Origin of the sequence: Allobosea sp. CRIB-10 (assembly GCF_900112185.1) — a bacterium.
Lineage (GTDB): Bacteria > Pseudomonadota > Alphaproteobacteria > Rhizobiales > Beijerinckiaceae > Allobosea.
Genome location: NZ_FOKP01000014.1, coordinates 1 through 11,520 on the forward strand (window position 1 = coordinate 1; position 11,520 = coordinate 11,520).

Annotated in this window: 10 protein-coding genes; 6 read left to right on the plus strand and 4 right to left on the minus strand. The window is 67.8% G+C overall.

The window, feature by feature from the left end:
• Nucleotides 1–146 precede the first annotated feature (146 nt).
• From BMZ69_RS17485 to BMZ69_RS17490, 3 genes are all read right to left on the minus strand, one after another.
• A complete protein-coding gene (locus tag BMZ69_RS17485; RefSeq protein WP_244543425.1) occupies nucleotides 147–1,526 on the minus strand; it encodes a gamma-glutamyltransferase in 1,380 nt (459 codons plus the stop codon).
• Entirely contained in the window at nucleotides 1,424–1,774 is a 351-nt protein-coding gene (locus BMZ69_RS32145) for a hypothetical protein (protein WP_244543419.1), read from the minus strand. Before BMZ69_RS32145 ends, BMZ69_RS17485 begins: the two co-directional genes overlap by 103 nt.
• Before the next feature lie 65 nt (nucleotides 1,775–1,839).
• A complete protein-coding gene (locus BMZ69_RS17490; RefSeq protein WP_244543420.1) occupies nucleotides 1,840–2,676 on the minus strand; it encodes an endonuclease/exonuclease/phosphatase family protein in 837 nt (278 codons plus the stop codon).
• A gap of 173 nt (nucleotides 2,677–2,849) precedes the next feature.
• On the opposite strand from BMZ69_RS17490, the gene BMZ69_RS17495 reads away from it, so the two are divergent.
• Nucleotides 2,850–4,397, plus strand: coding sequence for a phospholipase D-like domain-containing protein (locus BMZ69_RS17495; protein ID WP_092158880.1), 1,548 nt, complete (start codon nucleotides 2,850–2,852; stop codon nucleotides 4,395–4,397).
• A gap of 25 nt (nucleotides 4,398–4,422) precedes the next feature.
• Here the strand turns inward: BMZ69_RS17495 and BMZ69_RS17500 are convergent, their stop codons facing one another.
• Nucleotides 4,423–5,673: an ROK family transcriptional regulator gene (locus BMZ69_RS17500; protein ID WP_092159134.1), complete on the minus strand. Its 1,251-nt coding sequence runs from the start codon at nucleotides 5,671–5,673 to the stop codon at nucleotides 4,423–4,425.
• Between the two features lie 203 nt (nucleotides 5,674–5,876).
• Between BMZ69_RS17500 and BMZ69_RS17505 the strand changes: the two genes are divergently transcribed.
• The 5 genes from BMZ69_RS17505 to ugpC are packed head-to-tail and all read left to right on the plus strand — an operon-like array spanning nucleotide 5,877 to nucleotide 11,478.
• A complete protein-coding gene (locus tag BMZ69_RS17505; protein ID WP_244543426.1) occupies nucleotides 5,877–7,100 on the plus strand; it encodes an extracellular solute-binding protein in 1,224 nt (407 codons plus the stop codon).
• A 37-nt stretch (nucleotides 7,101–7,137) separates the two neighbouring features.
• Nucleotides 7,138–8,064 carry a carbohydrate ABC transporter permease gene (locus BMZ69_RS17510; protein ID WP_092158884.1) on the plus strand — a complete coding sequence of 309 codons (927 nt, stop codon included), beginning with the start codon at nucleotides 7,138–7,140 and terminating at the stop codon, nucleotides 8,062–8,064.
• Nucleotides 8,064–8,900 (plus strand): carbohydrate ABC transporter permease, encoded by an 837-nt coding sequence (locus tag BMZ69_RS17515; protein WP_092158886.1) that lies wholly within the window; start codon nucleotides 8,064–8,066, stop codon nucleotides 8,898–8,900. Before BMZ69_RS17510 ends, BMZ69_RS17515 begins: the two co-directional genes overlap by 1 nt.
• A 5-nt stretch (nucleotides 8,901–8,905) precedes the next feature.
• A complete protein-coding gene (locus BMZ69_RS17520; RefSeq protein ID WP_092158888.1) occupies nucleotides 8,906–10,423 on the plus strand; it encodes an argininosuccinate lyase in 1,518 nt (505 codons plus the stop codon).
• Nucleotides 10,423–11,478, plus strand: a complete 1,056-nt coding sequence (gene ugpC, locus BMZ69_RS17525; protein WP_092158890.1) for an ABC transporter ATP-binding protein — start codon at nucleotides 10,423–10,425, stop codon at nucleotides 11,476–11,478. The genes BMZ69_RS17520 and ugpC overlap by 1 nt, the downstream gene beginning before the upstream one ends.
• Nucleotides 11,479–11,520 lie beyond the last annotated feature (42 nt).

The following is an 11,520-nucleotide window of genomic DNA, read 5'->3' on the forward strand; positions in this document are numbered from 1 at the left end:
CCCGAAAGCTCGTCACAATCCTCAACGCCGTCATCCGGGACAGACAACCATGGCGCGAACAAACCGCTTGACCAACAAGACAGTCGCTCACCCCTGCCCCTCTCCTTACAGGAGAGGGGTTCTGCCGCAGCGCTTCTGACGCCTTGTCAATTCGCCGCCACCGCCGCCGACCAGGGCGAGGCGGCGTCGCTGACGCCTTCCTGCCCGTCCTGCCCGGTCCGCACCATGTTCGGGCAGGCGAAGTTGAGCGGCAGCACGCCGTGTTCGACCACCGTCAATGGACCGGCTGCAGCCAACGTATCGAGCGTGCCATCAGGTAGGCGGGCATCGGCGCTGGTGCCGTCGGGACCGGAGACGTCGATGCGCGGCTGGTGCGCCGCATCCTCCAGGTTCATGCCGCTGTCGAGGGTGAAGGCCAGCATCTGGTAGACGCTGGCAAGGATGCGCCGCCCGCCCGAGGCGCCGGCGCCATAGCGCGGATAGCCGCCATCGGCAGGAGTCACCACCACCGGGCACATATTGCACAGGGGCCGGGCGCCCGGCGCGATCGCATTGGCGCTGCCCGGGCGCGGATCGAACCACATCATGCCGTTGTTCATCAGCACGCCGGTGTCGGGCAGGACGAGCCGGCTGCCCATCGAGGAGAGCAAGGTCGTGGTCAGCGCGACGATGGTGCCCTCGCCGTCGACGACGGTGAGATGCGTGGTGCAGGTCTCGCCCGGCTCCTTCGCAGCTTGCGCCGCGCCCAAGCCTTCGAGCCGGCTGGCATAGGCTTCGCGCATCACCTGCGAGAGCTTGGCGAACCAGGCCGAGTCCGGCCCGCCTTCCGGCGGCGGGCTCGAAGCCATGCCCTCGACCACCGCCTGCAGGGTCGGCGCCGCGGTCAGCCCCCCGGCCGTGTGGATGCGGTGCGTGCCGCGCCAGTCGATCACCGGCGCCTCGCGCACGCTCGCGCGGCATTCCGCCAGATCTTGCGCATCGACCACGCCGCCAACGGCAGCGATATCGGCCGCCAATCGCCTGGCGAGATCGCCGCGATAGAAATCGTCGAGCCCGGCTTTGGCGAGCTGCTCCAGCGTACTGCCGAGATTGCCGAGTGTCCGGAAGCCCGGCACGCCCTGATAGGGCGGCACCGGCGGCAGCCCATCCGGCAGATAGATGCGGGCGCTCTCCTCGTAGAGCCTGAGCACCGAGGCCGAGGAGGCGATCTTCAGCGTCGTGTACCAGTCCTGCGCCAGACCGCGCTTCGCCAGCGCGATCGCGGGCTGAAGCAGGTCGGCGACCGGCATGCCCGTCCCGAACCGCTCCTTCAAGGTCGCGTAGCCGGAGACCGAGGACGGGATGCAGAAAGAGAGCGGGCCATGGATGTTGCGATCGCCTTCGACCTCCGGCCAGGCGAAGAGATCGAGCTTCATCGCGCCGGTCATGGGGTAGTCGGCCGGATCGGCACGGCGCGGCGCGACCGGGCCGAAATCGACGACCTCAGCCCTGCTCTCGCCAGCCTTGAGCACGACGCCGAAGCCGATGCCGCCGAGCCCGCTGTTCCAGGGCTCGACCGCCGCCAGTGCGAAAGCGGTAGCAACGCGGCATCGGCGGCATTGCCGCCGGCTTCCAGGATCGCCGCGCCGGCCGCCGCCGCCTCATGGTTCTGCGAGACGACGATGCCCTTGCGTCCGCGCGCCGACGGCTTGGTCAGGCTCCAGTTCTGGGTGCGGTAGGCGCGTGCTGGCTGGGCGGTCATCGGCAAGGTCCGGTCGGCGTGGGAAAGCGCCATCGTGGCACGCCCCCATCGGAACGTCACTTGAGGATGCCTCAAGCCTGCCCCGCGACCGGTGCGGCTCAGTGCGCCTGGCGCTCCTCGCCCCGCAGATGCACCAGCGCCTTGATCGGCAGATGATCGGAGGCCAGCCGCGACAACTCGGTGTCGTGCAGATCAACCTGCGTGATCGTCTCGGCCGGATAGGCGACGATGCGATCGAGCGCCCAGATCGGGAAGCGCGCGGGAAAGCTCGGGATCGCCGCCTGCAGTGGCCCGAATTTCGGCGCGAGGCCGTGCAGGCTCGATTTCTTGCCGATCCGCCACTCGTTGAGGTCGCCCATCAGGAAGATCGGGCGCCCGTCGGTCGGCTTGGAGGCATTGATCAGCGTCTCCACCTGCCGCGAGCGGGAATGGCGCAAGAGCCCGAGATGCGCCGCGACCACCCGGATCGGCGAGCCGCAGACGGTGAGGTCGGCGATCAGCGCCCCGCGCGGCTCGACGCCGGGCAGGACGAGCTGGCGGGTCGCGGTGACCGCGCCGTCGCGGAAGAGCACGACATTGCCGTGCCAGCCATGGCCCTGCCAGGCGCTCTGCACCGGCACCGGCTTCAGGCCCGTGCGGCGCTCGAGACGGGCGAGATCGAGCAGGCCGGCGCGCTCGCCGAAGCGCTGGTCGGCCTCCTGCAGCGCCACGACGTCGGCATCGATCTGGCGGATGACCTCGATGATCCGGTTGGGATCGAAGCGGCGGTCGCGGCCGACGGCCTTGTGGATGTTGTAGGAGGCGATCTTGAGCTCGGTCGCCGGCGAGGTGCTGGCAAGCGCCTGCTGCCCGGCGGCCTCGCGCGTCCAGCTCGACATCTGCGGCGGCCGCAGGACCCTGATCCGGCGCAGCCCGCGCCCTTCGAACTCTAGCATCCGGCCGGCATCTCCACGACGACTCACTCGCTCACGGGGCTCTTAGCTCGAAAACGCCTAGCAAGAGCCTTGCCATGATCAATTCCCGAAAGCCGCCAGAGTTCGATCCGCTCTGAGCGAACGACTCGTGAGGATAGGGGTTATAGGAAAAACGGAGCCCCGGCAGTCGCTGAATGTCATTTCTCGAAGTCTTGATCGCTGCCCTGGCCTTGATCGCGCTGATCGCGGTCGCAGCCGCCTATTCCTATGGCCGCTTCGCCCGTTGCACCAGCGCTCCGCACTCGCATGCATTGCCACCCGCCGAGGCGCAGACCCCGATCGACCGGGCGCTCGCGCCGCTGCTGACCGCCCACCCCGAGCTCAATGGCGCGACCCTGCTGGCTGATGGCGCGCGCGCCTTCGCCGCACGCGTTCTCACCGCCCGCAATGCCGGTCGCAGCCTCGATCTGCAGTATTATTACTGGCGCAAGGATAGTGCCGGCCGCCTGCTCATGCGCGAGATCATCGCCGCCGCCGATCGCGGCGTGCGCGTGCGCCTGCTGATCGACGACATCAACGCCCGCGGCAACGACTCGATCTATCTCTCGCTCGACGCCCATCCCAACATCGAGGTCCGGCTGTTCAATCCGAGCCGGAACCGCTCCAACGGCATCCGCCGCGGCCTGGAGCTGGCGCTGCGCGCTTTCCGGGTGACGCGCCGGATGCATAACAAGGCCTGGATCGCCGACGGCCGCCTCGCCATCATCGGCGGCAGGAACATCGGCAACGCCTATTTCAATGCGGCACGGGCCAGCAACTTCCACGATCTCGACCTGCTCGTCGCCGGCGAGGCGGTTTCGCAGGCCGCGGTGATCTTCGATGGTTTCTGGAACAGCCCGAGCGCGGTCCCGATCGCCTCGCTCAGCCGCCCCATCGCCCGCCGCCTGCCGAGCCTGCCGGTGCCGTCGATTGGCCGCGACCGCGCCAATGCGCAGGCTTTGCTGCGCCTCGTCGAAACGCTCGATGCCGGCTCAGCCCTCGTCCAGTTGCTGGACGAACTGCGCTGGATCGCGCAGGTCCAGATCATCTCCGATCCGCCGGAGAAGGCTATCGCCGCCGGTGAGCAGGGTTGGCTCGCGCGCCAGCTCTACCGGGCGATCGCCGAGACACGGAGCGAGCTGCAGATCACCTCGCCATATTTCATCCCCGGCGAGCGTGGCCTGCGGGCGCTCTCGGCCCTCGTCGCGCGTGGCGCCGAGGTCACGATCCTCACCAACTCGCTGGCCGCCACCGACGTCGTCGCCGTCCATGGCGCCTATGCCAGCTATCGCAAACGGCTGCTGCAACAGGGCGTCAGGCTGTTCGAACTGCGCCCGGAACTGATGCCCGCCGGCGTCTCGCTCTTCGGCTCGAAGGGCGCGAGCCTCCACACCAAGGCCTTCACGGTCGACCGGCACACCGGCTTCATCGGTTCTTTCAATTTCGACCCGCGCTCGGCCTCGCTGAACACCGAAATGGGCGTGGTTGTGGTCGATGACGGCCTCGTCGCCGAGATGCGCGACATCTTCGCCCGGGAAACCACGCCGCACTGCTCCTTCCGGCTCGGCCTCGACCAGGGCCGCGTCTGCTGGGACGAAGCCTCGCGGCCTGGCGGTCGGCTGCTGCAAGAGCCTGTGGCCGGTTTCGGCCGCCGTCTCACCGCGGCGTTGGTCCGCCTCCTGCCGATCGAATCGCAATTGTGAAGCGGCTTGCAGGCTCGCCCAGCTGCTACGCCAAGGCGGGCTGATCGGCCTCGGCCGGCTCGGCGAGCGTCGGGTTGCGTACGAGACGCGGCGCGATAGCGTCGAGGAGGGGCAGCGCGGCCGCGCCGAGCGCTGCCGTGAGCTGCCCGGTGGTGCCGCGCTGGATGCGCGCGATGGCGCGCCCGTCGCGCCTGGCGACCGAGAGCGGCAAAGGCTCGGCCGCCGCGATCAGCGCGTCGATGACGCTGTCGGGCAGCGCGCCGCCGAGGATGATCGTCTCCGGATCGAATAGATTCTCCAGCATGGCGAGCACCGGCGCCAGCAGCGGCCCGGCCTGCGCGACCCAGCTCGCTACCGCCGGGTGCCCCTCGGCATGGAGCCTCGCGATACTTGTCGCATCGACCTGGACGACACCTGCCTGCCGCAGCGTTTCCTGCAAGGCCGGCGGCGAGACATAGCGTTCCAGACAGCCCTGGCGGCCGCAGACGCAAGGCAAACCCTCCGGCACCGCCGGAACATGGCCGAGCTCGCCGGCATTGCCATGGGCGCCGCGAAAAGGCTCGCCGCCGAGCATCAGCCCGAGGCCGAGACCGAGCCCGAAATAGACCAGGCAGAAATGCCGGAGATTGCGGCCGATGCCATAGAGATGCTCGCCGACAGCCGCCGCCGTCGCATCGTTCTCGACCGTCACGGATGTCGCCAGCGCCGCGCTCATCAGCGCCGTCACGTCGCGCCCGGTCCAGCCCGGCAGCGCCGTCGATCCGACGGTGATCGTGCCCTCGAAATCGAACGGGCCGGGCATGACGACGCCGCAGCCGAGCAGGCGCTCCGGCAGCCCCTTCCCCGCCCGCGCCCGTTTGAGTTCCGCCGCCGCCAGCGCCTGCACCGCCTCGACCGAGAGATCCGGCAAGGGCACGACACGCTGCGCCCTGACCTCGCCGGTGAGATCGACCAGCACCGTGGTGATGTGATCGGCGGCGATCTCCATGCCGGCCGTCACGCCGCCATCGGCGTTGAGCGCGAACTCGACCGGCGGCTGGCCGCGCGCCGTGCGCCGCCGTCCGAGCTCGACCAGGAAGCCTTCCTCCAACAACTCGGCGACGATGTTGGAGACCGCCTGCGCCGTCAGCCGGGTCAGGCTGGCGATGTCGGAGCGGCCGAGCCGTCCGTGCTGGCGCAAGGTCTCCAGCACGACGCGCCGGTTGTGGCGACGTGCCCGCTCGGGATTGGCGCCGAGGGCGACGCTGGGCGCAGCCGGGGTCTTGCGATGCGGCATCATGGGCAGCCTCTTTCGTCCGCACAGGCTGCGCCGGCCATTAATCAAACTCAAGTGAATTAATCTATTGACAGGGGACGGCCTGCGGGGAAGCATGCCCGCCGAACGTCCGGCAGCCGGGAGCGAGCATGCGGGCGGACGTCGCAACGAGACAGGGAGGAAGACCCATGCGCGGCTTTCGCGGATTAGTCCTGGGCATTGCCATGTCGATCGGCGCCATCGCCGGCGCCAAGGCCCAGGCGGTCGAGATCGAGTACTGGCAGTACGTGTTCGACGCCCGCATCAAGGCGATGAACGAGCTGATCAAGCGCTTCGAGGCCGCCAATCCCGGCATCAAGGTCAAGCACACGACCTTCCCCTATGCCGACTACCAGACCAAGATCGCCGCCGCCGTCCCGGCCGGCCAGGGGCCGGACGTGGTCCAGCTCTATTATGGCTGGCTCGACAATTTCGTCGGCGCCAAGTTCATCCAGCCGCTGCCGCGCGACGCCTTCCCGCATGATGTGATCGAGAAGGAATTCTACCCGATCGTGCAGACGATGAAGCGCGACGGCGAGTATTACGGCCTGCCGACCGCGGTGCGCACGCTGGCGCTGTTCTACAATAAGAAGCTGTTCCAGGAGGCCGGGCTCGACCCGAACAAGCCGCCGCAGACGCTCGACGAATATCTTGAAGCCGCCAAGAAGACGGTGAAGCGCGACGCGGCCGGCAACATGCTCTCGGCCGGCGCCGTGATCGACATGCCCGGTCAGGACCTGCACTGGTGGCGCGAGGTGCTGCTGCGCCAGATGGGCGGCAAGCCCTATTCCGACGACAACAGATCCGTCGCCTATGACAGCGAGGCCGGCGCCAAGGCGCTGAACTGGTATGCCGACCTGCAGCGCGTCCACAAGGTCGGCCAGGCCGGCTTCATGGACGAGGGCCAGGCCGCCTTCCGCGCCGGCCGCGCCGCGATGACGGTCGATGGCTCCTTCCGCCTCGGCGCCTTCGGCGGCATCAAGACCTTCGAATGGGGCGTCGCCGAGCTGCCGGCGAGCGCCGACGGCAAGCGCTCGAACTTCGCCAGCTACTGGGTCAACGCCATCACCGCCAAGCCGACCGGCGCCAAGCTCGAGGCGGCCAAGAAGTTCATGGCCTTCACCACCTCGCCGGAAGCGATGCAGGTCTGGCTCGACATGGTCGGCGAGCTGCCCGCCCGCAAGGCCGCGGCCGAGACCGAGAAGAACCTCGCCCACCCGATCTACCGGCCGTTCCTCAAGGCGCTGAACTATTCGCAGGCGACCGTCTTCGTCGACGAGCTGGCGCAGCGCCAGGTCGGGCTCGACATGGCCAACCGCGTGTTCATCCAGAACCAGGACGCCAAGGCCTCGCTCGCCGAGGCGGCCAAGGCCGAGCAGGCGATCCTCGACCGCTTCTACAAGAAGTGATCGCGGTTTCCTGAAGACCAGCACGGCAGGACGCGCCATGACCGCCAAGACCCAAGTCGCCCGCTCCGGTGGGCGCCTCTGGCAGGGCCTCACCTTGCAGCAGAAGCAGGTGGTCTGGGCCTGGGGCTTCCTTGCCGTGCCGATCCTGTTCTACGGGCTGATCCGCTTCTACCCGACGGTCGAGGCCTTCATCATCTCGACCACGAACTGGAACCTGATGAGTTCGCCCTCCTTCGTCGGGCTGGCGAACTTCAGGCGATTGATGGCCGATCCGGTGTTCTGGCAGGTGTTCCGCAACACCTTCCTCTACCTGATCATCGGCACGCCGCTCAGCCTCGTGCTCGCCTTCACCATCGCCTATCATCTCGACCGCGTCCGCTTCATGCACGGTTTCATCCGGGCGCTCTACTTCCTGCCCTTCCTGACCACCGCCACTGCGATGGCCTGGGTCTGGCGCTGGTTCTACCAGCCGGTGCCGATCGGCCTGATCAACGACCTGCTCTCCTCCTTCGGCTTTGCCCAGCAGCCCTTCCTGCGCTCGACCACGCAGGCGCTGCCCGCGGTGCTGGCCCCGGCGATCTGGGCCGGGCTCGGCTTCCAGGTGGTGATCTTCCTCGCCGGCCTGCGCGCCATCCCGACGACCTATTACGAGGCCGCGCGGATCGACGGCGTCTCCGACTTCGCGATCCTCCGGAAGATCACCCTGCCGCTGCTCAAGCCGACGATCATCTTCCTCGTCGTCTTCTCCTCGATCGGCTTCCTGCGCATCTTCGACCAGGTCTACAACATGACCAGCGGCGATCCCGGCGGCCCGCTCAATTCGACCAAGCCGCTGGTGCTGATGATCTATCAGACCGCATTCTCCTCCTTCGACATGGGCTATGCGGCGGCGCAGACGGTCGTGCTCTTCCTCGTGCTGCTCTGCGTCTCGCTGCTGCAATTGCGCCTGCTGAGGGACCGCTGATGACCGGCTCGTCCCTCACCCATCGCTTCGCCCCGGGGCGCGTCATCGCCTGGCTGCTGCTGCTCGCCGGCGGCCTCCTGATGCTGACGCCGCTGCTCTTCATGTTCTCGACCTCGCTGAAGGACTCGGCCGACATCTACGATCTCCGGCTGATCCCGGCGGCGCCGACGCTCGACAACTACAAGACCGTGCTCTCGGACGGGCGCTTCCTGCGCTGGTTCTGGAACTCGCTGGCGATCGCGACGATCGTTACCCTGTCGAACGTCTTCTTCGACAGCCTGGTCGGCTACACCCTCGCCAAGTTCCAGTTCCGCGGGCGCTATCTCGTCTTCCTGGCGATCCTCTCGACCTTGATGATCCCGACGGAGATGCTGGTCATCCCCTGGTACGTCATGGCCAAGAACTTCGGCTGGCTCGACAGCTATTGGGGCATCATGTTCCCGGGCATGATGACGGCCTTCGGCACCTTCCTGATGAAGCAGTTCTTCGAGACGGTGCCGAACGACTTCTTGGAGGCGGCGCGCGTCGACGGGCTCAACGAGTTCGCGATCTTCTGGCGCATCGCCTTGCCGCTGGTGACGCCGGCGCTGTCGGCGCTGGCGATCTTCACCTTCCTCAGCAACTGGACGGCCTTCATCTGGCCGCTGATCGTCACGACCAGCAAGGAACTCTACACGCTCCCGGTCGGCCTCGCCTCCTTCGCCGTCGAATCGCAGATCCAGTGGGAGCTGATCATGACCGGCGCGGCGCTGGCGACGATCCCGACGCTCGCCGTCTTCCTGCTGCTGCAGCGCTACATCGTCCGCGGCGTCGTGCTCGCCGGACTCAAGGGATGAACACGATGACCGCCCATACCGATCCGCGCACGACCGATAAGTCCGTCTTCCCCGATCCGGTCTACAAGGAGACGGTGCTGCGCCCGCTCTTCGATGCGGTGAAGACGCATCATGTCGCGGGTTTCCGCGCCGTCGACCGCGCCCATCTCGTCATGCTGGCCGAGACCGGGATCCTGCCGCGCGCAACCGCCGCCGAAATCGCCCGCGCCCTGATCGAGATCGAGCGCGAGATCGACCCGGCGACGCTGAGCTATACCGGCGAGGTCGAGGACTATTTCTTCCTGGTCGAGGCCGAGCTGCGCAAGCGCCTGAAGCCCGACGACAATGGCCGCCTGCACACCGGCCGCTCGCGCAACGACATCGAGCACACCCTGTTCAAGCTGGCGCTGAAGCCGCGGCTCGACAAGCTCGCGAAGCAGCTGCGCGCCCTGATCGCCGCCGCGCTGACGCTGGCCGAGCGCGAGAAGGCGACGCTGATCGTCGCCTATACCCATGGCCAGCCGGCCCAGCCCTCGACGCTCGGCCATTATCTCTCCGCCGCGATCGAGGTGATGCTGCGCGACCATCAGCGCCTGATGCAGGCGCGCGAGCTCATCGATCTCTGCCCGCTCGGGGCCGCCGCGATCACCACCTCCGGCTTCCCGCTCGATCGGCACCGTACCGCGCATCTGCTCGGCTTCAAGGCGCCGCTGCAGAATTCCTATGGCTGCATCGCCGCGGTCGATTACGTCACCGGCGTCTTCGGCGCCGTCGAGCTGGTCTTCCTGCATCTCGGCCGTTTGATCCAGGACCTGCAGTTCTGGACTGCCTTCGAGGTCGGCCAGGTCTATGTCCCCAACGGCTTCGTGCAGATCTCCTCGATCATGCCGCAGAAGCGCAATCCGGTGCCGATCGAGCATCTGCGCCACCTGGCGTCGCAGAGCGTCAGCCGCGCCCGCATGGTCCGCGACATCGTCCACAACACGCCGTTCACCGACATGAACGACAGCGAGGGCGAGACGCAGGAGGCTGGCTACCAGACCTTCGAGAGCGGCGGGCGCGTGCTCGACCTGCTAGCGGCGCTGCTGCCGGCGCTGTCGGTCGACAGCCGCCGCGTCGCCGAGACGATCCGGCGCTCCTGCATCACCATCACCGAGCTCGCCGACACGCTGGTGCGCAAGGAGGGCCTTTCCTTCCGCGCTGCCCACGAGGTCGCCTCGGCCGTGGCGCGCGCCGTCGTCGCTGCGGATGGCGATCTGCCGCGCGACGGCTACGAGCCTTTTGCCGATGCTTTCCGCCATATCGCCGGCCGCGAGCCGAGCCTCAGCCGCGAGGATTTTGCCACCGCCGTCTCGCCGGAGAATTTCGTCGCGCTGCGTGAACGCTTCGGCGGCCCGGGGCCGAAGGCGCTGGGCGAAGCCCTCGCCGGTTATCGCGCCGAGCTCGCCGCCGCCGAGGATGCCGCTCAGGCAATAGCGACGCGCGAGGACACCGCACGCCGCGAATTGGATGCTGCCTTCACCGCCCTCGCAGGAGCCGCCTGATGGCCGGGATCGCGATCGAGAAACTGGTCAAGCGCTATGGCGCGACGCAGGTCGTGCATGGCATCGACCTCGACATCAAGGACGGCGAGTTCGTCGTCTTCGTCGGCCCCTCCGGCTGCGGCAAGTCGACGACGCTGCGCATGATCGCCGGGCTCGAGGAGATCAACGACGGCACGATCGCGATCGGCGGCCGGACCGTGAACCGGCTCGAGCCGAAAGAGCGGAACATCGCCATGGTGTTCCAGAACTATGCGATCTACCCGCATATGAGCGTCGCCGAAAACATCGCCTTCGGTCTCTACACCTCCCAGCTCGACAAGGCCGCCAAGCGCAGGCGCGTCGAAGAGGTCGCCGAGGTGCTCGGCCTGACGAAGCTGCTGGAGCGCCGCCCCTCGGCCCTGTCCGGCGGCCAGCGCCAGCGCGTCGCCATCGGCCGCGCCATGGTGCGCGATCCTGCCGTCTTCCTGTTCGACGAGCCGCTCTCCAATCTCGATGCGCAATTGCGCGCCCAGATGCGGCTGGAGATCAAGCGGCTGCACCAGCGGCTCGGCACCACCATCGTCTTCGTCACCCATGACCAGGTCGAGGCGATGACGCTCGCCGACCGGATCGTGGTGATGCGCGACGGCCATATCCTCCAGGTCGGCGCGCCGATGGAGCTGTACGAGAAGCCGGCCGATGTCTTCACCGCCCGCTTTATCGGCTCGCCGACGATGAACATCGTCCCGGCAAAGGCTGGTCAGGGCACGCTGCAGCTCGGCGAGAAGCCGCTGGCATGGCCGGCCGCGCTCCCGGCCGATGTCCTCGTCGGCGTCCGGCCGCAGGAACTGCGCGTGCTGGAGCAAGGCGAAGCCGCCGACCTCATCCTCGCCGGCACGGTGGCCGTCGTCGAGCCGCTCGGCCCGGAGACCTTCGTGCATGTCGAGGCTGAAGGCGGTTTGCTGCTCGCCTCGGCCTCGGCCAAGAATCCGCCTGCCGTCGGCAGTGCCGTCAGGCTCGGCGCGCCAACTACGGCGCTGCGCCTGTTCGACGCCAAGAGCGAGCGCGCTCTGTGACATCCCGGCGGCCAAAGCCGGACGGGCTCGTGCTCAGCACCG